Here is a 21,793-nt window from a genome sequence, read left to right on the forward strand (position 1 = left end):
ACCTCGGGCCCCATGCTACCGCTCCACGGGCCGCAATTCACGCGCGCCGCCCGGGGCGGGGGCCCGGCCGGGTGCAGAAGCGGCCCTCTGCGGCCCGTGAACGGGTCCTGGACGGCCCCGGAGGGGGGTGTCCTGGTCCCGGTACGGAGTCCGGCCCCTCAGATCGGCTGCACGGCGTCCACGTCGGTCCCGGGACTCCCGGGCCGCACCCGGGGTGTGAACTCCGGCGCGACGGTGCATGATCACCGCGTCGCGCCCACTCCCCCGCCCGGAGGCAGATGTGTCCACGCCGTACCGCCGCTTCCAGCACTGGCGCGCCGAGCGCCGTCGCCGCAGGAAGGGCGGGTGCGACGGGCTCGACGCCTGCGGCGAGTGCGGCTGCGACCTGTTCCTGCTATCTCCGCTGCTCCTGGCGCGGGTGCTGCTCGGCTCCTTCGGCGCCGGCGCCGTCGACCCGTACATCGTGCGCCCGGCCCGGTCCGGTGGCCGGGGGGCTGCGCGCCTGGTGCGGTCCTACCAGCTCCACGTCTCCGCCCGCCGCGCCCGCCCGGTCTGCCGGATGACGCCGACCTGCTCGCGCTACGGACTGCAGGCGCTGTCCGCGCACGGGCTGCTGCGTGGCACCTGGTTGATCGCCCGGCGGCTGCGGCGCTGCGGCCGGGCCGACGTCACCCTCGACCCGGTCCCCTCGCGCCGCTGAGACCGGCCCGGTCCGGCCGGCGCGTGCGGAGGCTGGTCTCTCCGGTGCCCCAGCCGCGCAATTGCCGCGAATTGGCCGGTCTCGGGCCGCCGCGTTGACCATCCCGCGGCAATTGCACTCGTCCGGCCACCACGGAGAGCCGGCGCCGGCACCCGCACGACCGCCGCTCAGCCGTAGGTGTCGCGGGGCCCGCGACCGTCGCGGGTCGAGCGCCGGCCCTTCTTCCAGGTCGGCAGGTGCGGACCGAGCACCTCCAGCACCCGCACCGTGCCCGGGCCCAGGTCGGCGTTGAGCCGGCCGAGGACGGTCGGGGTGAGCAGCTTGAGCTGGGTCGCCCAGGCCGTGGAGTCGGTGCGGACCACCAGGACCCCGTCGTTGAACGACTCCGGCGTGCAGTGCGCGGCGACGTCGTCGCCGACCAGGTCGGGCCACCGGGCGAAGACGCCGCGCATCCGCAGCGGGAGCTCCCAACCGCCGCGGCCGACCAGGCGGGCGACCTCGCCCTCGAGCAGCTGCGGGTCGCGCTCGTCCGGGTGTGCCCCGGAGAGCCGGCCGCGGCGGCGGTCGTCGGTCGGCGTGCTGCCCTGGACCGGACGCTGCCGGCGCCTGCGGCGGGCGGCCGGCGTCGTCCCCGCGGTGGCGCGGGTGATCTGGCGGGCGAGGTCGAGGCCGTCGTCGTCGCGGGGCGCGGCGGCCGGTCCGTCCGTCTGGTCGGCGGCGGCGGTGTCGTCGTCGTCAGTCGGGCTCACGGGTCACCTCACCCCCGCCGACCAGGTAGCGGACGCCGGCCAGCACGGCCGGCACGTCCTCGGGGACGGCGGCGGTGACCAGCACCTGCTCGGCGTCCGCGACGAGGGCCGCCAGCTGGGCCCGCCGCTCGGAGTCGAGCTCGGCGAACACGTCGTCGAGGATGAGGATCGGGTCGTCGCCGTCGGCGCGCAGCAGGTCGTAGGCCGCCAGCCGGAGCGCCAGCGCGAAGGACCAGCTCTCCCCGTGCGAGGCGTAGCCCTTGACCGGCAGCCGGGTTCCGGCGGCGTCGGACGAGCCGGTGTGGGAGAGCCCGAGCGACAGCAGGAGGTCGTCGCGGTGCGGTCCGACGAGGCAGACGCCGCGGTCCAGCTCGTCGTTGCGACGGCGTCCGAGCTCGGCGAGCAGTGCCTCGGTCAGGTCGCCGCGGTCGGGGGCGTGCGGGGAGGCCACGACCGAACCGGGGAGCTCGAACGACGAGCGGTAGGCGATGTCGGCGTCCTCGCGGGTCGCGCCGCGCGCGACGGTGGCGTAGGCGGCGCCGACGTAGGGGCGCAGCAGCTCGACCAGGGCGATCCGCTCGGCGAGCAGCTCGGCGCCGGCGCGGGCCAGGTGGGCGTCCCACACGTCGAGGGTCGACAGGGCGGCGTCCTGGCTGCTGGAGCCGCGCCGGGCGTGGCCGGCGGTCTTGAGGAGGGTGGCGCGCTGCTTGAGGATCCGGTCGAGGTCGGAGAGGGTCCCGCTCAGCCGGGGGGCGCGGAGCACCAGCAGGTCGTCGAGGAACCGGCGCCGGTCGCCGGGGTCTCCCTTGACCAGGGTGAGGTCCTCGGGGGAGAAGACGACCGTGCGCACCAGCCCGACCAGGTCGCGCACCCGCGGCAGCGGCGACTTGTTGATCCGCGCCTTGTTGGCCCGGCCCGGGTTGAGCTCGACCTCGAGCACCGCCGTGCGGCCGTCCTTGACGACCGCCGCGCGCACCACCGCCTGGGGAGCCCCCGCCCTGATCAGCGGCGCGTCGCTCGAGACCCGGTGCGACGAGAGGCGCGAGAGGTAGTCGATCGCCTCGACCAGGTTGGTCTTGCCCTGCCCGTTTCGCCCGACGAACGCCGTCACGCCGGGACCGAGCGGCACGTCCACGAGCGTGTAGGAGCGGAAGTTGTGGAGCGCCAGGTGGGAGACGTGCACCCCGTCGCTCCGTTCCCGCCCACCGGGTCGACCCCGGTTCGACCCTGGTTCTCGCGCGGCACGTGGTCGTGCTGCTCCACCGAGAGCCTACGGTCCGTAGTCTTCGGCCATGACCGAAGACCCGCTCGCGAAGCAGCCCCCTGAGAACAGCAACCCCTACGGCCAGCCCCAGCCGCCGCCGCAGGCCCCGCCGCAGGGCCAGTACGGCCAGCAGCCCACCCCCTACGGCCAGCCCCAGCAGGGCTACGGACAGCCCCAGCCCGGGTACGCCGGCCAGGGCGGCCCCACCGGGCCGTTCTTCATCTCCGCCATGGGCGGCGAGCAGGGCCCGCTCGACATCAACCAGCTCGCGCAGATGGCGACCGGCGGCAGCATCAAGGGCGAGACCATGGTCCGCACCCAGCAGAACCAGAACTGGTTCCCGGCCAAGCAGGTGCCCGGCCTGTTCTCGCAGAAGGAGTGGCTGACCACCCTGCTGCTCTCGGTGCTCCTCGGCGGCCTCGGCGTCGACCGGTTCTACCTCGGCCACATCGGCCTCGGCATCGCCAAGCTCGTCACCCTCGGCGGCTGCGGCATCTGGTCGATCATCGACATCGTCCTCGTCGCGATGCGCAAGATCACCGACTCCGATGGACGCCCGCTCGCCTGAGCGCCGATCCCGGCTCCCGGTCGCCGGCTCCGAGTGGGTCGCGGCCGGGGGTCTCGTGGCGCTCGGCGCCAGCTTCGTCCTGAGCCCGAGCGGCGTCGACGACGGTCCGGTCATCTGCCCGTTCCGCCGGGTGACCGGTCTCCCGTGCCCCGGCTGCGGGCTGACCCGGTCCTGGGTCGACCTGGCGCACGGTGACCTCGCCGGGGCGTGGTCGATGAACCCGTTCGGGATCGTCCTGGTCGCGGCCCTCGTCGTGCTCGTGGTCGGCGTCGTCCGGGCCCGCATGCGCGGCCAGGCCCCGCCACGGCTCGATACCTGGCTCCGCAGGCCCACCGTCCTGGTCGTGCTCGCGGTCTGGCTGGTGTTCGGCGTCGTCCGGATGACCGCCTGAGACCCGCCGCGGGGCTGGGCCGGCCCGGTCAGCCGTGGTCGGCGTCGCCGCCCGGCGGCGGGGCGGTGTGCACGGCGTGGCCGCCGAACTGGTTGCGCATCGCGGCGACGGCCTTCATCGCCGGGCTGTCGTCCTGGCGCGAGGTGAAGCGCGCGAACAGCGACGCGGCGATCACGTGCATCGGGACCGCGTTGTCGATGGCGGCCTGCACGGTCCAGCGTCCCTCGCCCGAGTCGTCGGCGTAGCCGCGCAGCTGCTCGAGGTGCTCGTCCTCGTCGATGGCGGCGGTGAGCAGGTCCAGCAGCCAGGAGCGGATCACGGTGCCGGTGCGCCAGGAGTCGAACACCGCGGGGACGTCCTCGACGAGGTCGACCGCCTCGAGCAGCTCCCAGCCCTCGGCGTAGGCCTGCATCATCGCGTACTCGATGCCGTTGTGGACCATCTTGGCGAAGTGGCCCGCGCCGGGCTTGCGGCCCGCGTGCACGTAGCCGCCGTCGGCGGGCTTGAGCGCGTCGAGGGCCGGCTGGACCTTCGCGACGTCGGCAGCCGCGCCGCCGACCATCAGGGCGTAGCCGTTCTTCAGGCCCCACACGCCGCCGGAGACGCCGCAGTCGACGAACCCGATGCCGGTCGCGGACAGCATCTCCGCGTTCGCCTGGTCGTCGGTCCACCTCGAGTTGCCACCGTCGACGACGAGGTCGCCCTCGGTCAGCAGGCCCCCGAGCTCGGCGATCGTCGAGCGCGTCGGGTCACCGGCCGGCACCATCACCCAGACCACCCGGGGACCGTCGGCGGGCAGCGCCTCGACGAGGGCAGCCAGGCTGTCGACGTCGGCGAGGTCGGGGTTGCGGTCGTAGCCGACCACGGTGAGACCGGCGTCGCGCATCCGGGTGCGCATGTTGCCACCCATCTTGCCGAGTCCGACGAGTCCGATGTGCATGCAAGCCTCCGAGGTCGGGGTTCAGGCGGTCAGGGGTGGGTCAGGAGAGCAGTCGGCGCGGCATCAGCAGGTAGCGGAACCCGGGGTCGTTGCTCTCGTCGCCGTCGGGGACCAGGCCGCTGATGACGACCGGCTTGGACGCCTGGGTGAAGGCGAGCTCGACGACCGCCTGGTCGATGGCGCCCAGGCCGTCGAGCAGGAACTGCGGGTTGAAGCCCGTGGTGAGCTCCTCGCCCTGGATCGTCGCCGGGATCGACTCCGAGGCCTGCGCCTCGTCGCCCGATCCGGCGTCGAGGGTGAGGACGCCGTCGCCGAACTTCAGCTGGACGGCGGTGTTGCGCTCGGCGACGAGCGCCACCCGCTTCACGGTCTCGATCAGCGCGGCCTTGTCGACCTGCGCGGTCGTGAGCTTCTCGTTGGGGAACAGGCTGCGCACCTTGGGGAACTCGCCGTCGAGGAGGCGCGTCGTCGTGCGGCGCACCCCGCCGGGTCCGACGCCCTCGAAGCCGATCAGGCCCTCGCCCGTGCCGCTGTTCGACAGGGCGATGGTGACCTCGCTACCGGAGGTGAGCGACTTGGCGGTGTCGCCGAGCACCTTGGCCGGCACCAGCGCGGCGACCGACTCGTCCGGCGTCCGCGGGTCCCAACCGAGCTCGCGGTGCGAGAGACGGAACCGGTCGGTGGCCAGCAAGGAGATGGTGGAGCCGTCGATCTCCACCCGGACGCCGGTGAGCACGGGCAGCATGTCGTCGCGTCCGGCGGCGGTCACGGCCTGGGCGACGGCGTGCGCGAAGACGTCGCTCTGCACGGTGCCCGTGGCCTGCGGCATGTCGGGGATGGTCGGGTAGTCCTCGACCGGCATGGTCTGGAGGCTGAAGCGGGCCGAGCCGCACGTGAGCGAGACCCGGGTCCCGTCGATCACCATCTCGACCGGCTTGGCCGGGAGGCTGCGGCAGATGTCGGCGAGGAGGCGGCCGCTGACCAGCGCCTTGCCCTCGTCCTGGACGTCGGCGCGCAACGTCGCGCGGGCCGACGTCTCGTAGTCGAACGTCGACAGGACGAGCCCGTCGTCGGTGGCCTCGATGAGCAGGCCGGCGAGGACCGGGGCACTGGGACGGACCGGGAGGCTGCGGGCAGCCCAGGCGACGGCATCGGCGAGCACGTCGCGTTCGACTCGGAACTTCACGTCAGGGTCCTTCGAGGTGTTCGCGGTGGGTCGACCGGCGATCCGGCCGGTCGGTCAGGCAGTCCGTGGTGCCGCGGGCCGGGTGGGTGGCCTGCGTTCGGGGTTCGCATCCTGCCACGCGTGCCCCGTCGTCCACAGGGGGTGGGCCGGATGGAGTACGACCGATGATCGATGCGTAGATGGGCTCGTAGCAGTCGTAGGAGCTGTGGGATCTGTGGATGAACCACGTCGTCGCAGGTCGTCAGGCATGAACGTCCTCCACAGGGGCTGTGGAGAAGGGTGTGCGACCAGCGTCGGGGGCTGTGCACCGGCGCGGGTCGTGCCCGACCTCGTCCACAGTCATCCACAGATCCTCCCCGTGTAGTTCGGACCCTCGCCGGAGGTTCGTCCACAGGCGGACGACACGAACCGACCGCCGGTCCGGGACCCGCGCACGACGGGGGCCTCAGGACTGACGGGCCTGCATCTTGACCCGGTTGGTGAGCTCGCTGACCTGGTTGAAGACCGCGCGACGCTCGCCGAGCAGCTGGTTGATCTTGCGCTCGGCGTACATGACGGTGGTGTGGTCGCGGTTGCCGAACTGGGCGCCGATCTTCGGCAGCGACAGGTCGGTGAGCTCGCGGCACAGGTACATCGCGATCTGGCGCGCGATGACCAGGTGCCGCCCGCGGCTCGGTCCGGTGAGCTCGGCGATGTCGAGGCCGAAGTACGCCGCGGTCTGGGCGATGATGAGGGGCGCGGTGATCTCGGGCTCGCCGCCCTCGGGGATCAGGTCCTTCAGGACGATCTCGGCCAGGGTCATGTCGACCTCCTGGCGGTTGAGGTTGGCGAAGGCCGTGACCCGGATGAGGGCGCCCTCGAGCTCGCGGATGTTGGTCTGGATCTTCGAGGCGATGAACTCGAGCACGTCGGGCGGGGCGGTGAGCCGGTCCATCGCCGCCTTCTTGCGCAGGATCGCGATCCGCGTCTCGAGGTCGGGCGGCTGGACGTCGGTGATGAGGCCCCACTCGAACCGGTTGCGCAGCCGGTCCTCGAGCGCCTCGAGCCGCTTGGGTGCTCGGTCCGAGGTCAGCACGATCTGTTTGTTGGCGTTGTGCAGGGTGTTGAAGGTGTGGAAGAACTCCTCCTGCGTCTGGGTCTTGCCCTCCAGGAACTGGATGTCGTCGATGAGCAGGACGTCGACCTCGCGGTAGCGACGCTTGAACCGGTCCTGGCGGTCGTCGCGGATCGCGTTGATGAACTCGTTGGTGAACTCCTCGCTCGACACGTAGCGCACCTTGGCGCCGGTGTAGAGGCTGCGCACGTAGTGCCCGATCGCGTGCAGGAGGTGGGTCTTCCCCAGACCGGAGTCGCCGTAGACGAGCAGCGGGTTGTAGGCCTTGCCGGGCGCCTCGGCGACGGCGACGGCGGCGGCGTGCGGGAACCGGTTGGACGATCCGATGACGAAGGTCTCGAAGGTGTACTTGGGGTTGAGGCGCGTCTCGAGGGCCGAGCCCTTGCTGGGGTCGGCGCCGAGGAGCTGGTCGCGGTCACGCTCGCGTGGCTGCGGCTCGACGGCCGGCGTGGAATGTGTCGACATGTCGACATGTCCACTTGTCGATACGCCATGACGGCTGTCGTCGAGGGTGTCGTCACCGAGCTCGGGGTTGACCGTCACGAGGATGCGGATCTCGTGGCCGAACCGATCGGTGAGGGCGTCCTCCAGCTGACCGCGCAGCCGGCCCTCGAGCTGGGAGCGGGTGAAGTCGTTGGGCACCGCGACGATCGCGGTCTTCTCGTGCAGGGTCACCGGCTGGCTGTCGCGCAACCACGCCTGCTGGTGGGGCTGGAGGTCGTCGACGACCGAGCGCCAGGCGTCGTCGAGGTCCGGGACCTCGGCCGGCCGGTCGGGCCCGCCCCCGGGTCCGTCGGTGGGGCGGCTGAGCGCGTCGTCGGTCACGGGTGAGGCTCCTGCTTCGTCGGGGTGGTGCATACGCCCACGATCCCCTGGAGATCGTGATCCACAGGTTTGTCCACAGGATGTGAACCAGGCGCGAGGCCTGTGGAGGGCGCCGTCCGGAGAGCCGTCCAACACGCTGGGAACCTCGGCCCGCGCGATGTCTGCGCAGGTCAGCGGCCCTCGACGGGGTGTTCCGACCGGATCGACCTCCGGTGGGGGGCGACCGTGGTCGGCGGTTGGCAGGGACTCCCGGACACCGCGAAACTAACCCGCCCGCCGCGAGCCGGGCAAGCTGTTGTCCACAGGGTCGGTCTCGGGCCTGTGCAGAACTCGCGCCGGCTCGCGGCGCCGGTTTGACCCTGTCTCGCGCCAACGCGTACCGTTCATTGGTCACCCGGGGTCGACCGGTGCCGCATGTCCACGGAGCTCACACCTCCGCGGACGGGCGGTGCCAGCCGAACGGCGGGCCGCTCGTGCGTCACCTCGATGCTCGCAGTGGTCGCGCGGTCAGGCTTGCACAGCACACGACCGGTGTGACCCCCGGACCGATCAACGAAGGAATGCCGTGAGCAAGCGCACCTACCAGCCGAACAACCGTCGTCGTCACAAGGTGCACGGGTTCCGTCTCCGCATGCGCACCCGTGCCGGCCGAGCGATCCTGTCGGACCGCCGCCGCAAGGGGCGCAAGAGCCTGGCCGTCTGAGCCTCCGCTCAGCAGCCACGCTCCAGCGCCCCGGCCGACCCATCACTGTCGGCGCCGTGCTGCCCGCAGCACACCGCCTGACCGACGCCGCCTCGTTCCGCGACGCGTCGCGTCGGGGCAGGCGCGCCTCGAGCCCCCACCTGGTCACCCATCTCTGGGTCGACGAGGGTGCGGGGCCGCTGGGCGTGGCGTCCGGGACGCCGGCGCGGGTCGGCTTCGTCGTCAGCAAGGCGGTCGGGAACGCCGTGGTCCGCAACCGGGTGAAGCGGCGGCTCAGGCACCTGAGCCGGTCGTGGGTGGCCGCGCTGCCGTCGTCCTCGCTGCTCGTGGTTCGGGCGCTCCCGGCCGCGGCCGACGCGTCGTACGCCGAGCTGGGCGACGACCTGGCGCGCTGCCTGCGCCGCTCCGGCCTCGAGGGGCGGTTCGGCTCGTGAAGTACGTGCTGATCGGCCTGCTGAAGGCCTACCGGTTCGCGATCAGCCCGCTCTACGGCCAGGTCTGCCGCTACTACCCCACGTGCTCGGCCTACGCGCTCGAGGCCGTGCAGGTGCACGGCAGCGTCAAGGGATCGTGGCTGGCTGCGCGCCGGGTGGCACGCTGTCACCCGTGGGCGGCCGGCGGGGTCGACAAGGTCCCGCCCCGCGTGCCCCGGGGCTCGCGCCCCACCGGGTCTGTCCTGCCCCCCGACCAGCCCGTCAGCCAGCCCGTTTCCCAGCAAGGAGCTTGAGTACCCGTGGGTTTCCTCTCCGACATCGGCAGCTTCATCATGACGCCGCTGTACTACGCCATCTCCGGCATCATGCTCGCCTGGCACGAGCTGCTGAGCACCTTCATGGACCCCGAGGGCGGGCTCTCCTGGGCGCTGTCGATCATCGGCCTGACCCTGGTGATCCGGGTGCTGCTGATCCCGCTGTTCGTCAAGCAGATCAAGTCGCAGCGCAACATGCAGCTGATCCAGCCCAAGGTCAAGGAGCTGCAGAAGAAGTACGGCCACGACCGGCAGCGGCTGGGCGAGGAGACGATGAAGCTCTACAAGGACGCGGGCACCAACCCGTTCGCGTCCTGCCTCCCGCTCATCCTGCAGATGCCGATCTTCTTCGCGCTGTTCCGGATCCTCGACCAGGCGTCGAAGAACGGGGAGGGCCGCGGCTTCCTGAGCGACGCTCGTGCCAAGGACTTCGCCGACTCGCTGATCTTCGGTCACATCCCGATCAAGGAGTCGTTCTGGCAGGCCCGCGTCTGGGGTGACGACGGTGACGTCACGGTGATGCTGGTCGCCGTCGTCCTGGTGATCGCGATGACCGCCACGACCTTCACCACGCAGCGCCAGCTGATGAGCAAGAACATGCCGGCCGACGCTCTCTCCGGCCCCTACGCCCAGCAGCAGAAGGTGCTGCTCTACGTGCTGCCGCTCGTCTTCGGCATCAGCGGCGTGGCCTTCCCAATCGGCGTCCTGCTCTACTGGACGACGTCGAACCTGTGGACGATGGGCCAGCAGTTCTACGTGATCCGCAACAACCCGGCCCCCGGTACGCCGGCCTTCAAGGCGAAGCAGGACCGTGACGTCGCCAAGGGCCGCGCCAAGGGCATCGCGGCCGGCGAGGTCGAGCCCGAGCCGGAGCCCGAGCTGGAGCGGCGTCCCGCCGTCCGCCAGCAGCCGCGGCGCCAGACCAAGGCGCAGCGCCAGGCGGCGGCCCGTCCCGCCCGCCCCACCGAGACCCCGCGCCCCTCCCCCGCGGGCCCGTCGCTCGACAAGACGCCGTCCTCCGGGGCGGCCGAGTCGAGCGAGGCGTCCCCGGGGCCGACCACCGGAGGGGCGACTCGTCCCGCCGGCGGCCGGACGGGCGTTCCCAGCAAGAACAAGAAGAAGAAGCAGGGAGGCCGCTGATGAGCGCCGACACCGAGATGACCCAGCACGACGAGCAGGGTCCGGACGAGCAGGTTCCGGGCGAGCAGGTTCCGGGCGGGCAGGTTCCGGGCGAGCAGGTTCCGGGCGAGGTGGTCCCGGACGAGCAGGGCCCCAGCAGCGGGGTCGAGGACGGACCGACGTCCGCTCGGCCGTCCGGCCGGCTCGAGCAGCTCGAGCAGGAGGGCGACATCGCTGCGGACTACCTGGAGGAGCTCCTCGACATCGCCGACCTCGACGGCGACCTCGACATGGACGTGGAGGGCGACCGGGCGGCGGTCTCGATCGTGGGTGCCGAGCTCCAGCAGCTCGTGGGGCGCAACGGCGAGGTGCTCGAGGCGCTCCAGGAGCTCACCCGGCTCGCGGTGTACCGCGAGACCGGCGAGCGCTCCCGCCTGATGCTCGACGTCTCCGGCTTCCGCGCCGCGCGGCGCGCGACGCTGGAGGAGCTGGCCGCCGAGACCGTGACCCAGGTCCGCGAGTCCGGAGCCCCGGTCTCGCTCGACCCGATGTCGCCGTTCGAGCGCAAGGTGGTGCACGACGCCATCGCCGACGCCGGGCTGACGTCGGAGTCCGAGGGCGTGGAGCCCCGGCGCTACGTGGTCGTCCTGCCCCAGTGAGCCCCTGTAGGTGCGGACTCCGTGACCGGGTCCCCGCGTGACGGACGACGTTTCACGTGAAACACCCCCCGTGCCGGACGAGGCCCGGGGGGTGTTTCCGCCTGATCGCCTGTCCCTGGCCGAGCGGTTCGCCGAGCTGCTGGCGACCGACGGCGTGGTGCGCGGCCTGATCGGTCCCCGTGAGGCGCCGCGTCTCTGGGAGCGGCACCTCCTCAACTGCGCCGTGCTGGCCCAGGAGGTCCCGGACGGCGCGGCGGTCTGCGATGTCGGTTCGGGTGCCGGACTGCCGGGGATCGTGCTGGCCGTCGCTCGGCCCGACCTGACCGTGACCCTGGTGGAGCCGTTGCTGCGTCGGACGACGTTCCTCGACGAGGTGGTGGCCGAGCTCGGGCTGGCCGTCACCGTGCGTCGCGCCCGCGCGGAGGCGCTCCACGGTGTGGAGCGCTTCGACGTGGTGACCTCGCGTGCGGTCGCCCCGCTCGGGCGCCTGCTCGACTGGAGCATGCCACTGGTCTCACCACATGGATCGCTCGTGGCGATGAAGGGCTCGAACGTCGGCGCAGAGGTCGTCGAGGCTGCCGAAGAGCTCCGGGCCTGGCGTTGCGCGGCACCGGTGGTGCTCGAGCTCGGGGCCGGTCTGATCCCGTCCACCACCCACGCCGTCCGGGTCGCGTGGGCGGACCCGGCGTCGGTATCGTGGCCGCCCTCGCGTCGTTCCGCAGGAGGTCGCGGGTCCCACGGGGGCCCGTCGCGTCCGGCGGGTCCTCGGGGGCGCGGTGGCAGGGCCGGAGGGCGTCGGCGTCCGTCGTGAGCAGCTGCCGGAGCTGCCTGCAGAAGTTATCCACCGGTGGGTTCCCGCCTGAGAGGGCAAGTTTTCCACAGGTAGTCCCGAGTTTTCCCCAGGCTTGATCCCGCATTGGCAGTGAGCCGATCCGGACGTGTTTCACGTGAAACGGAGTCACCAGTGTCGAACACCCCTCCCCCGCCAAGCCGACCCACGGGCCGCCCGACGGGCCGACCGACCGTGCGCACCGCCGGCGACCTCGCGTCGTACGACGCGGGCTTCGACTCCGAGGAGACCCCGCTGGCGCGCGCTGCCCAGCACACCCTGCTGGCCCGGCGCACCACGACCAGCACCGGGGGCAGCCTGAGCGCCGTCCCCCGCCCGCGCGGCACGCGGGTCATGGTCGTCGCCAACCAGAAGGGCGGCGTGGGCAAGACGACGACGACGGTCAACATCGCCGCCGCCCTGGCGCAGCTCGGCCAGCGGGTCCTGGTCATCGATCTCGACCCCCAGGGCAACGCGTCCACGGCGCTCAGCATCGAGCACCGGCGGGGCGTGCCGTCGACCTACGACGCGCTGGTCGACGGCCGAGCGCTGGTCGACATCGCCCAGCCCTGCCCCGAGCTGCCCTCCCTGTACGTCGTCCCGGCCACGATCGACCTGGCCGGCGCCGAGATCGAGCTCGTCAGCGTGGTGGCCCGCGAGGGACGCCTGCGCAAGGCGATCCACGCCCACCCGCTCGTGGGTGCTGAGTCCCTGGCCGGCGAGGACCGGTTCGACTACGTGTTGATCGACTGTCCACCGTCGCTGGGCCTGCTCACGCTGAACGCGCTGGTCGCCGGCGACGAGATGCTGATCCCCATCCAGGCGGAGTACTACGCCCTCGAGGGGCTGGGGCAGCTGCTGGAGACCGTCGACATGGTCCGCGCGCACCTCAACCCGGACCTCGCGGTCTCCACGATCCTGATGACGATGTACGACGCCCGCACGCGGCTCGCGGCCGGCGTGGCCGAGGAGGTGCGCAGCCACTTCGGTGACCAGGTGCTCCGCACCAACATCCCGCGCTCGGTGCGGGTCTCCGAGGCGCCGTCGTACGGCCAGACCGTGATGACCTACGACCCGGGCTCGCCCGGCGCGCTCTCCTACCTCGAGGCGGCCCGCGAGATCGCGACCAAGGGCGTGCACGGATGAGCGGCTCGTCCGGGCAGCGTCGGGGCCTGGGCCGTGGGCTGGGTTCGTTGATCCCGACCGGACCGCCTCCGTCGGCGGCCTCGCCGGCCGACCGGTCGCCCTCGTCCGGCGCCGGGGGAGGGGGAGGGGACGAGTCGGCGCCCGAGGGCCTGGCCCCGGTCGCCGGTGCGTACTTCGCCGAGCTCCCGATCGACCAGATCGTGCCGAACGCCGTCCAGCCGCGCCAGGTCTTCGACGAGGAGGCGATGGCCGAGCTCGTGCACTCGGTGACGGAGGTCGGGCTGCTCCAGCCGATCGTGGTGCGGCGCACCGGACCGGACGCCTACGAGCTGATCATGGGCGAGCGCCGCTGGCGCGCCTCGCAGCAGGCCGGACTCACCGCGATCCCGGCGATCGTGCGGCAGACCGACGACGTCGACATGCTCCGCGACGCGCTCCTGGAGAACCTGCACCGCAGCCAGCTCAACCCGCTCGAGGAGGCGGCTGCCTACGCCCAGCTCCTGGAGGACTTCGGGTGCACCCACGAGGAGCTCGCCACCCGGATCGGCCGCTCGCGACCGCAGATCAGCAACACGCTCCGGCTGATGCGGCTGAGTCCCGCGGTGCAGCGCCGCGTCGCCGCCGGCGTCCTCTCCGCGGGACACGCTCGCAGCCTGCTGTCCGTGGAGGACGGCGACCTGCAGGACCGGCTCGCCCAGCGCGTGGTCGCCGAGGGCATCAGCGTGCGCGCGCTGGAGGAGATCGTCGCCGTCGCGGACGGCGAGCTGTCCGGACGCACCCGGCGCACGCGGAGCAGGCCGGTGGCTCCCGGGCTCGCCGACCTCGCTGAGCGGCTGTCGGACCGCCTCGAGACCCGGGTGAAGGTCGACCTCGGTCAGCGCAAGGGCAAGATCACCGTCGAGTTCGCGACGCTGGAGGACCTGCGCCGCATCGTCGACGTGATGGACCCGCGCAACCGCGACGACCGCCCGATCTAGGTCTCACCGCACAAGAACTACTTGTCGACAAGTCGATAAGTAGACAAAGCGACTTGTAGACTCGTCGGGGTCGGTCGCTACTTCCGCTTCGCGGCGCGCTGCTCGGCCCGCCGGGCGGCGCGAGCACGCTTCTCCTCGGCGTCCAGGCGGACGGCCTCCTCGGGAGTCGGCGCACTGCCGCCGTACGCCGCCGGCAGCCACCACGACCCGGGGGGCTGCTCGGCGGCCGGGTAGGTGCGGATGGTCTCGTCGAGCAGCGCGGTCATCACCCGGTGCAGCGTCGCGGTCTCGCCCACCGGGTCCGCACCCGTCGGGTGCAGCGGCGGGGCGCAGCTGACCGCGATCGTCTTGCCGCGACCGAAGTCGCGGTCGTGGTCCTTGGTCATCATCCGGTGCGTCCCCCAGAGGATGACCGGGACGACCGGGACGCCGGCCTCGGCGGCGATCCGCACGGCGCCGGTCTTGAACTCCTTGAGCTGGAAGGAGCGGGAGATGGTCGCCTCGGGGAAGATGCCGACCGCCTCGCCGGCCCGGAGGTACTCGACGGCCTTCGCCGCCGAGGCCACGCCGGCGCCCCGGTCGACCTCGATGTGGTGGAACGAGCGCATGACCGGCCCCCCGACCGGGTGGTCGAAGATCTCCTTCTTGGCCATGAAGCGCACCAGCCGTCCGGACGGGTTCGCGGCGAGGCCGCCGTAGACGAAGTCGACGTAGCTGATGTGGTTCACCGCGAGCATCACGCCGCCGGTGCGGGGGACGTGCTCGGTGCCGCTCATCTGGAAGGTCTGTCCGAGAGCACGGAACAACGTCTTCGCGGTCAGGATCACGGGCGGGTAGGTCAGGTCGCGCATGCGGTGGCTCCTGGACGGTGGGACAGGGCGATGAGGTGGAGCGGGCGGCGGGCGGTCAGCGGCGGGTGGCGAGGAAGTCGGCGATCCGGCCGATCGCCTCCTCGAGCATGGCGACGTCGGGCAGGGTCACCAGCCGGAAGTGGTCGGGGCGCGGCCAGTTGAAGCCGGTGCCGTGGGTGACCAGGAGCTTCTTGGCGCGCAGCAGGTCGATGACGAACGCCTCGTCGTCCTCGATCGCGTACACGGCGGGGTCGAGCCGGGGGAAGCAGTAGAGGGCGCCGCTCGGCCGCACCGACGAGACGCCGGGGATCTCGTTGAGCAACCGGTGCGCCAGCATGCTCTGCTCGTAGAACCGTCCTCCGGGGACGATCAGCTCCTCGATCGACTGGTAGCCGCCGAGGGCGGTCTGGATCGCGTGCTGCGCGGGCACGTTGGCGCACATCCGCATGTTGGCGATGAGGGTCAGGCCCTCGAGGAAGTCGGTCGCGACCTCCTGGGGACCGGAGATCATCACCCAGCCGGCGCGGTAGCCGCAGACGCGGTAGGCCTTCGAGAGCCCGCTGAAGGTGAGGCACAGGACGTCGTCCCCGGCGGCGGCGGCCGCGTGGTGGTGCACGGCGTCGTCGAAGAGGATCTTCTCGTAGATCTCGTCGGCGAAGACGACCAGCTCGTGCCGGCGGGCGATGTCGACGAGGCCGGCCACGATCTCCTTGCTGTACACCGCCCCGGTCGGGTTGTTCGGGTTGATGATGACGATGCCCTGGGTGTTCTCGGTGATCTTCGACTCGATGTCGGCGAGGTCGGGGTTCCACCCGTTCTCCTCGTCGCAGAGGTAGTGCACCGGCGTGCCGCCCGACAGGGTCACCGCCCCGGTCCACAGCGGGTAGTCCGGCGCCGGGACCAGGATCTCGTTGCCGTCGTCGAGGAAGGCCTGCAGCACCATCGAGATCAGCTCGGAGACGCCGTTGCCGATGAAGACGTCGTCGACGGTCGTCTCGCGCAGCCCGCGCTGCTGGTAGTACTGGGCCACCGCGGTGCGCGCGGAGAAGATGCCCCGGGAGTCGCTGTAGCCCTGCGAGTGGGCCAGGTGGTGGGCCACGTCGGCGAGGATCGCCTCGGGCGCCTCGAAGCCGAACGGCGCCGGGTTGCCGATGTTCAGCTTCAGGACGCGGTGGCCCTCGGCCTCGAGGCGCTGGGCCTCCACGAGGATCGGACCCCGCACGTCGTAGCGGACATCGTGGAGCTTCTTGCTCTGGCGGATCTGACGCACCTCGGCATCCTCGCAGGTCACCCCGCGGCCGCGCTGCCGCACTACCCTTGGAGCCATGACGCGCCGGATGGTCCGGTTGACGCCCGACCGCCTCGAGGCGCTCGGTCGGGTCGGCGTGCCGTGCCACGGGTGCGTCCGCTGGGAGCTGGACCCCGTGCGCCGGGCCCGGCTCGACCGGACCGACGACCCCGTCGCGGGCGCCGTCGCCGAGAAGGAGGCCTGGCTCTCCCACGTGCTGCGCGAGTGGGGGTCGTGCGGGCGGGTGGCGCTGCTGGACGACGCCCCGGTCGGCTACGTCGTCTACGCCCCGCCGGCCTTCGTGCCGGGCGCTGCCGCGCACCCGACGGCGCCGGTCTCACCGGACGCCGTGCTGCTGACCACCGCCTACGTCGCCCCGCAGCACGCCGGCGGCGGGCTGGGCCGGGCCCTGGTGCAGGCGATGGCCCGTGACCTCGTCGAGCGCGGCGGCATCCGGGCCGTCGAGGCCTTCGGTGACACCCGCTCCCGGGGCCGGTGCGTGGTCAGCGCCGACTTCCTGGCCCGGGTGGGCTTCAAGACCCACCGCGCCCACCCCACGACGCCGCGGCTGCGGATGGAGCTGCGTTCGGCCCTGACCTGGAGGGACGAGGTCGAGGCGGCCGTCGAGCGGCTGGTCGGGGCGGTGCGGCCCCGGACGTCGCCCGCCCCGGCGCGGTCCCTGCGAGAAGCAGCGACCCCGGACGCCTGAGGCGTCCGGGGTCGGGTGCTGCGTGGAGGAGCCGCGTCTCAGGCGGTGAACTCCTCGAGCTCCTTGAGGAGCGCGGCCTTGGGGCGGGCGCCGACGATGCTGCGCACGACCTCGCCGCCCTGGTAGACGTTGATCGTCGGGATGCCCGTGACCCGGTAGGACGACGGGGTGACGGGGTTCTCGTCGACGTTCATCTTGAGGAACGTGATCTTCTCGCCGTGAACGGACTGGATCTCGTCGAGGATCGGGGCGACCTGGCGGCAGGGGCCGCACCACTCGGCCCAGAAGTCGACCAGGACCGGCTTCTCGGACTTGAGGACCTGTGCCTCGAACTCGGCGTCGGTGACGGCTGCGATGTTGCCCACGGTGCTTCCCTTCTCTGCTGCTTCGGATGTCTCGGTGTACTGGCACAACGCCAGGGGTGCGGCCGGTGTTCCCGGTGCGGTGCCCCCGGTGCGCGACGTCAGAGTGCGGCGACCTCGTCGGCCCGCTCCTGCGCCTCGGCGGGGGAGGGGGGCGCCGACCTGGTGGCGCCGAGGTGGTCGAGCTCGGCCAGGTAGCGCTCGGCGTCGAGCGCGGCCGCGCAGCCGGTGCCGGCGGCGGTGATGGCCTGGCGGTAGTGGTGGTCGACCAGGTCGCCGGCCGCGAAGACGCCGGGCAGGTTCGTGCCGGTGCTGGGGTGGCCCTCGGTGTGGCCCGCGAGCACGTAGCCGTTCTCGTCGAGGTCGACCTGGCCGGGCAGCAGCTCCGAGCGCGGGTCGTGCCCGATCGCGATGAAGAGCCCGGTGGCGTCGAGGTCGCGGGTCTCGCCGGTCACGGTGTCCTTCAGGGTCACCGACTCGAGGCTCTCGGCGCCGTTGATGCTCTCGACCACGGAGTTCCAGACGATGTCGAGCTTGGGGTCGGCGAAGGCCCGCTCCTGCATGATCTTCGAGGCGCGCAGCTCGTCGCGGCGCACGATGAGCGACACCTTGGACCCGAACCGAGTCAGGAAGGTCGCCTCCTCGATGGCGGAGTCGCCGCCGCCGACGACGGCGATGTGCTGGTCGCGGAAGAAGAACCCGTCGCAGGTCGCGCACCAGGAGACGCCGCGACCGGACAGGGCGTCCTCGTTGGGCAGCCCGAGCTTGCGGTAGCCCGAGCCCATCGCCAGGATCACGGCGCGGGCGGTGTAGGTGTCGGTGGCGGTCCTGACGACCTTGACGTCGCCGGAGAGGTCGACCTCGACGACGTCGTCGGCGATCATCTCGGCGCCGAAGCGCTCGGCCTGGGCCCGCATCTCGTCCATCAGGGCCGGGCCCATGATGCCGTCGCGGAAGCCGGGGAAGTTCTCGACCTCGGTCGTGTTCATGAGCGCACCGCCGGCGGTGACCGAGCCCTCGAAGAGGAGGGGCTCGAGGCTGGCGCGCGCGGCGTACACGGCCGCGGTGTAGCCGGACGGGCCGGAGCCGATGATGATGACGTTGCGGGTCGACATGGAAGTGGTGCGCTCCTCGGCTGGGTGCTCGGGTGTTCGGGTCTCGCTGGTGGAACCGATCGTAGGCGAGCGGGATTCCCCGGAGGCCGCGGCCGACCGGGTGGTCAGGGCGCGGGCAGCACCGTCGAGCGCAGCACGTCGCCGGTGCCGCAGCGCAGCAGCTCGACCGGCTGGGTGTCGCCGCGGGCCGGGCGGTAGGCCAGCACGGCCGGCCGGTCCTCGTACTCGACGCCGAGCAGCAGGCCTGGACCGGTCGGGGTGGCGTCGCAGAGGAACATCGCGTCCGCGCTGAGGTCGGCGCCGGTGACGACGGTCCCGGCGTCCGCGCGGACCACGGCCCGCCCGCGCAACCGGGCGGCGTCGGTGGCGAAGGCGTCGACGGAGACGGTCGGCGGCCGGGCGCTCGTGGACGGCGGCGCCCCGGGGTCCGACGTCGCCTCGGACGGCGCCGCCTCGGGAGCCTCGGACTGGCGGCCGGGGGCGTCCTCCGCGTCGGCGTAGTCGGACATGCTGCCGCCGGAGCTCGCGTCGCCGCCGCTGTCGTCGCTGCCGCCGCCGGAGAGGTCGGTCACCTGCCCGATGCCGACCCCGACCACCACGACCGCGGCGGCCGCAGCGAGCAGCCCGGTCACCCGGCGCCGCCGACGGGCGCCCAGCTCGTCGACCGGGGCGGGTCGGGACGGTGGGGGAGGGTCGATCGCCCGGGGACCCTCGGAGACCAGCTGCGCGAGCACGCCGTCGAGCCGCTGCGCCACCTCGGGCGGCAACGGCTCGGTGTGGCGTGCCTCCGCGAGCAGCCGGCGCACCTGCGCCTGCTGCTCGGGTGTCGCCTCGGGCTGCTCGTCGGACATGGGTCTCTCTCGCTGGTGGTGGAGGTCGGCGTGCTCAGGCCGGTGGGCCGCGTGGCGGGTTCGAGGGTGGGACGGCGCCCGGCGGCGGCGGGTTCCGTGGTGGCGGGTGAGCCGGGCCACGTGCGGGCGGCACCAGGTCGGCCAGCAGGACCGCGAGCCGGGACCGACCGCGCGAGCACCTCGACTTCACGGTACCGACCGCGCAGTCGAGCATCCGCGCGACGTCGGCGACCGGGTAGCCCTCCATGTCGACCAGCACCAGGGCCGCGCGCTGCTCCTCGGGGAGCTGCTGCAGCGCGGCGAGCACCTGGCGCCGCTGCTCGGCGGCGACGCTGAGGTCGGCCGGGTCGATCTCCGCGTCGGACCGGGTGGACGTCGCGAGCGAGCCGCGGCCGCCGTACTCCTCGAGGTCGTCGGGCAGCGCCTCGGCGCGGCGGACCTTGGCGGCCCGGAGGCGGTCGAGGCAGGCGTTGACGACGACGCGGTGCAGCCAGGTCGTCACCTGGGCCTCGCCCCGGTACGACGCCGCCCGGCGGAACGCCGCGACCATGCCGTCCTGGAGGCCGTCGGCGGCGTCCTCGGGGTTGCCCATCGTCCGCAGCGCGACGGCCCAGAGCCGGTCGCGGTGGCGGCCGAAGAGCTCGCCGAAGGCCTGCGGGTCACCGGCGACGTGCGCGGCGAGCAGCTCGGGGTCGCTGCGGCCGGCCAGGGCCTCACTCACCGCGGACCACCACCTCGGCGACGCTGCCGCGGAACCGTCCGTCGACGCGGGGCAGCGACGTCAGCCAGACGACCAGGTGGGTGCCGCGGACGCCGGCTCCGCGCGACACCGTCGGGAGGCTGAGCCGCGCCGCCTCGGCGGTGCCCTCGGCGACCGGGTCGAGGTCGGCGACGCCCTCGGGCACGCCGTTGCTCACGTAGAGCGACACGGCGGTCGGCGCGCCGTCGAGGGTCAGGTCGACGTCGGTGACGGTGCGCTCGCCGCCGAGGTCGAGGAGCAGGCCCACGCCCGTCTTGAGGCCGGGAGGCGGGCCGAGCTGGTCGTTGTAGGTGAGCGTCGTCCAGGTGGTGTCTGGGTCGCCGTCGACGGCGTTCGGGGCGGTGGAGTCGTTCTCGGCGCCGTCGTCGTCGCTCGCGCCCTGCGGGTCGAACCCGGTCGCGGTCAGCCCGGTGAGGACGGCGCCGTCGAGGCGGGCGGCCCCGGTGGTCGCCGACGGCGACGGCGACGGCGCGGGGTCGGGCTCGCCACCGAGGACGTTCTTGCCGCGGCCGAGGTTGACGGCCACCACGACGGCCAGGACGAGGACGACGACGGCGGCGATCATCGTCGCCAGGCGCAGGAAGGTGCGGCCCGGGACCGGCTCGTCCTCGACCGTGGCGAGAGTCGTGCCGGTGGTGACCGGGGCCCCGGTGCCGGTGTCCCAGGGCCAGAACTCCTGGCCCGACCCGCTCGTGCGGGTGCCGGCCCGCGGGACGCGCACCGGCTCGCCGGCGGCCGGCGCGGGGGCGAACAGCGGCCGCTCGGGCGGGTCGACGAACGGGGGCGGGGGCGGAGCGGGCGTCGTGCGGCGCTGGAGCCAGGACACGTCGTCGTCGTCGCCGAAGATCGGGACGCCGGCCTCGGTGGGGCGGTCCTCGGTGATGTCGTCGGCGTCGCCCGGCTCTGCGGCGCCTGCCGGTCCGGCGCTGCCCGGCCGGCCCGGCTCGGCCCGGCCGTCGGCCGCGGAGGTCGGCGGCCCGGCCGCGACGACCGGGAGGCCCGCCACCACGGTCCGGGTCCCGATCGGCTCCGGCGGCTCGTCGGCGAGGTGGGGTCGCAGCTCGGGCACCGGCGGCAGGACGACCTGCTCCTCGTCGGGCAGGACGTCGGGCGTCGCGGCGAGCAGCGCCTCGGGCATGCCGGTGCCGTCGCCGACGAACTCGGAGAGGAACTCCGCGATCCCGCGCGCGCTGACCTCGAGCTCGCTGGTCTCGCGGTGCCGGTCGCCGGCGGCCGTGTGGTGCAGGACGTCGTCGCACAGCGCGTCGAGGGGGCGGGGGACGCCGGCCCGCACCTGGCGCGGTCGCAGCGCCTCGCCGTTCACGCAGGGCGCGGCGGCGACGATCGACCGCGACGGGCCGGCCCACTTCGTGGTGATCGCGCAGTAGAGCAGTCCGGCGAGGTCCTCGACGTCGGTCTCGATGGCCTGCTCGGTCGCGACGTCGGTGACGCCGTGCAGCGCCGCGTCGACGCACAGCCCGATGATCCGGATGCCCCCGGCGCGGTCGATGAGCACGTTCTCGGGGTTGAGCCGGCCGTGCGCGACGCCGGCCTCGTGCGCCAGTGCCAGGGAGTCGGCGACCTCGGCGACCAGCCAGGCCGCCCGGCGGGGGCCGAGCGGGCCGGTGCCGGTGACCACGATGTCGAGGGAGGTGCCCCAGCCCCACTCGTTGACGACGTAGCAGACCTCGTCGGTCACCTCCGCGTCCAGCACCCGCAGCATCCGGCGGTCGAGCACCGTGGCCGAGCGGCGGGCGGCCGCCATCAGCGCCGGCGCCCGCTCGTCGCCGGCGGCGATCACGTGGACGGCGACGTGGCGCTCGAGGATCCGGTCGTGGGCCCGCCAGAACCGGCCGCCGCCACTCTCGGTCAGCAGGTCCACCAGGCGGTAGCGGTCGCCGAGGAGATCACCGGGTCGGGTGGCGTGCGGCACCTGACG

Annotated in this window: 24 protein-coding genes; 12 read left to right on the top strand and 12 right to left on the bottom strand. The window is 72.9% G+C overall.

Going from position 1 to position 21,793, the window contains the following annotated elements:
• Positions 1–280 precede the first annotated feature (280 nt).
• Positions 281–700 carry a membrane protein insertion efficiency factor YidD gene (gene yidD, locus E4623_RS06900; RefSeq protein ID WP_245154947.1) on the top strand — a complete coding sequence of 140 codons (420 nt, stop codon included), beginning with the start codon at positions 281–283 and terminating at the stop codon, positions 698–700.
• A 167-nt stretch (positions 701–867) separates the two neighbouring features.
• On the opposite strand, the gene E4623_RS06905 is transcribed toward yidD (E4623_RS06900), so the two are convergent.
• Together E4623_RS06905 and recF are read right to left on the bottom strand one after the other, a co-directional pair.
• Positions 868–1,449, bottom strand: coding sequence for a DciA family protein (locus tag E4623_RS06905; RefSeq protein WP_134765801.1), 582 nt, complete (start codon positions 1,447–1,449; stop codon positions 868–870).
• Positions 1,436–2,632 (bottom strand): DNA replication/repair protein RecF, encoded by a 1,197-nt coding sequence (gene recF, locus E4623_RS06910; protein ID WP_134765802.1) that lies wholly within the window; start codon positions 2,630–2,632, stop codon positions 1,436–1,438. Before recF ends, E4623_RS06905 begins: the two co-directional genes overlap by 14 nt.
• 109 nt (positions 2,633–2,741) lie before the next feature.
• Between recF and E4623_RS06915 the strand changes: the two genes are divergently transcribed.
• Positions 2,742–3,281, top strand: coding sequence for an NINE protein (locus E4623_RS06915; RefSeq protein WP_134765803.1), 540 nt, complete (start codon positions 2,742–2,744; stop codon positions 3,279–3,281).
• On the top strand, positions 3,262–3,672 hold the full coding sequence (locus tag E4623_RS06920) for a DUF2752 domain-containing protein (RefSeq protein ID WP_134765804.1): 411 nt from the start codon (positions 3,262–3,264) through the stop codon (positions 3,670–3,672). Before E4623_RS06915 ends, E4623_RS06920 begins: the two co-directional genes overlap by 20 nt.
• Before the next feature lie 28 nt (positions 3,673–3,700).
• On the opposite strand, the gene gnd is transcribed toward E4623_RS06920, so the two are convergent.
• From gnd to dnaA, 3 genes are all read right to left on the bottom strand, one after another.
• Positions 3,701–4,612 carry a phosphogluconate dehydrogenase (NAD(+)-dependent, decarboxylating) gene (gene gnd / locus E4623_RS06925; protein ID WP_134765805.1) on the bottom strand — a complete coding sequence of 304 codons (912 nt, stop codon included), beginning with the start codon at positions 4,610–4,612 and terminating at the stop codon, positions 3,701–3,703.
• Positions 4,613–4,652: 40 nt separating this feature from the next.
• Complete coding sequence (dnaN, locus tag E4623_RS06930) at positions 4,653–5,798, bottom strand: DNA polymerase III subunit beta (protein ID WP_134765806.1); 1,146 nt, start codon at positions 5,796–5,798, stop codon at positions 4,653–4,655.
• A gap of 445 nt (positions 5,799–6,243) precedes the next feature.
• Entirely contained in the window at positions 6,244–7,737 is a 1,494-nt protein-coding gene (dnaA, locus tag E4623_RS06935; RefSeq protein WP_245154948.1) for a chromosomal replication initiator protein DnaA, read from the bottom strand.
• A gap of 565 nt (positions 7,738–8,302) precedes the next feature.
• Between dnaA and rpmH the strand changes: the two genes are divergently transcribed.
• From rpmH to E4623_RS06975, 8 genes are all read left to right on the top strand, one after another.
• Positions 8,303–8,440 (top strand): 50S ribosomal protein L34, encoded by a 138-nt coding sequence (rpmH, locus tag E4623_RS06940; protein WP_134765807.1) that lies wholly within the window; start codon positions 8,303–8,305, stop codon positions 8,438–8,440.
• 56 nt (positions 8,441–8,496) lie between these two features.
• The gene (gene rnpA / locus E4623_RS06945) at positions 8,497–8,874 is read left to right on the top strand and encodes a ribonuclease P protein component (protein WP_134765808.1); all 378 of its coding nucleotides are present in this window, start codon (positions 8,497–8,499) and stop codon (positions 8,872–8,874) included.
• Complete coding sequence (gene yidD / locus E4623_RS06950) at positions 8,871–9,167, top strand: membrane protein insertion efficiency factor YidD (RefSeq protein WP_134765809.1); 297 nt, start codon at positions 8,871–8,873, stop codon at positions 9,165–9,167. Before rnpA ends, yidD (E4623_RS06950) begins: the two co-directional genes overlap by 4 nt.
• Positions 9,168–9,173: 6 nt before the next feature.
• The gene (gene yidC, locus E4623_RS06955; RefSeq protein WP_134765810.1) at positions 9,174–10,328 is read left to right on the top strand and encodes a membrane protein insertase YidC; all 1,155 of its coding nucleotides are present in this window, start codon (positions 9,174–9,176) and stop codon (positions 10,326–10,328) included.
• 209 nt (positions 10,329–10,537) lie between these two features.
• Positions 10,538–10,966, top strand: coding sequence for a R3H domain-containing nucleic acid-binding protein (locus tag E4623_RS06960; RefSeq protein WP_245155002.1), 429 nt, complete (start codon positions 10,538–10,540; stop codon positions 10,964–10,966).
• 91 nt (positions 10,967–11,057) lie between these two features.
• Complete coding sequence (rsmG, locus tag E4623_RS06965) at positions 11,058–11,777, top strand: 16S rRNA (guanine(527)-N(7))-methyltransferase RsmG (RefSeq protein WP_245154949.1); 720 nt, start codon at positions 11,058–11,060, stop codon at positions 11,775–11,777.
• Between the two features lie 213 nt (positions 11,778–11,990).
• Positions 11,991–12,941: a ParA family protein gene (locus E4623_RS06970; RefSeq protein ID WP_280633641.1), complete on the top strand. Its 951-nt coding sequence runs from the start codon at positions 11,991–11,993 to the stop codon at positions 12,939–12,941.
• Entirely contained in the window at positions 12,938–13,918 is a 981-nt protein-coding gene (locus E4623_RS06975) for a ParB/RepB/Spo0J family partition protein (protein WP_134765812.1), read from the top strand. The genes E4623_RS06970 and E4623_RS06975 overlap by 4 nt, the downstream gene beginning before the upstream one ends.
• Positions 13,919–13,995: 77 nt before the next feature.
• Here the strand turns inward: E4623_RS06975 and E4623_RS06980 are convergent, their stop codons facing one another.
• Positions 13,996–14,769 (bottom strand): lysophospholipid acyltransferase family protein, encoded by a 774-nt coding sequence (locus E4623_RS06980; RefSeq protein WP_134765813.1) that lies wholly within the window; start codon positions 14,767–14,769, stop codon positions 13,996–13,998.
• A 55-nt stretch (positions 14,770–14,824) separates the two neighbouring features.
• Positions 14,825–16,039 (bottom strand): pyridoxal phosphate-dependent aminotransferase, encoded by a 1,215-nt coding sequence (locus E4623_RS06985; protein WP_134765814.1) that lies wholly within the window; start codon positions 16,037–16,039, stop codon positions 14,825–14,827.
• A gap of 55 nt (positions 16,040–16,094) precedes the next feature.
• Between E4623_RS06985 and E4623_RS06990 the strand changes: the two genes are divergently transcribed.
• A complete protein-coding gene (locus tag E4623_RS06990) occupies positions 16,095–16,766 on the top strand; it encodes a GNAT family N-acetyltransferase (RefSeq protein WP_134765815.1) in 672 nt (223 codons plus the stop codon).
• Positions 16,767–16,804: 38 nt separating this feature from the next.
• On the opposite strand, the gene trxA is transcribed toward E4623_RS06990, so the two are convergent.
• The 5 genes from trxA to E4623_RS07015 all read right to left on the bottom strand — a co-directional run bounded on the left by trxA (position 16,805) and on the right by E4623_RS07015 (position 21,787).
• Positions 16,805–17,131: a thioredoxin gene (gene trxA / locus E4623_RS06995; protein WP_134765816.1), complete on the bottom strand. Its 327-nt coding sequence runs from the start codon at positions 17,129–17,131 to the stop codon at positions 16,805–16,807.
• Positions 17,132–17,229: 98 nt separating this feature from the next.
• Entirely contained in the window at positions 17,230–18,243 is a 1,014-nt protein-coding gene (gene trxB, locus E4623_RS07000) for a thioredoxin-disulfide reductase (RefSeq protein ID WP_134765817.1), read from the bottom strand.
• Positions 18,244–18,347: 104 nt separating this feature from the next.
• The gene (locus tag E4623_RS07005; RefSeq protein ID WP_134765818.1) at positions 18,348–19,094 is read right to left on the bottom strand and encodes a hypothetical protein; all 747 of its coding nucleotides are present in this window, start codon (positions 19,092–19,094) and stop codon (positions 18,348–18,350) included.
• Positions 19,095–19,128: 34 nt separating this feature from the next.
• Positions 19,129–19,815, bottom strand: coding sequence for an RNA polymerase sigma factor SigM (gene sigM / locus E4623_RS07010; protein WP_134765819.1), 687 nt, complete (start codon positions 19,813–19,815; stop codon positions 19,129–19,131).
• A complete protein-coding gene (locus E4623_RS07015; protein WP_134765820.1) occupies positions 19,808–21,787 on the bottom strand; it encodes a protein kinase family protein in 1,980 nt (659 codons plus the stop codon). Before E4623_RS07015 ends, sigM begins: the two co-directional genes overlap by 8 nt.
• Positions 21,788–21,793: the final 6 nt, after the last annotated feature.

Source organism: Nocardioides sp. 1609 (assembly GCF_004522105.1).
In the GTDB taxonomy this organism is placed as follows: Bacteria; Actinomycetota; Actinomycetes; order Propionibacteriales; family Nocardioidaceae; genus Nocardioides.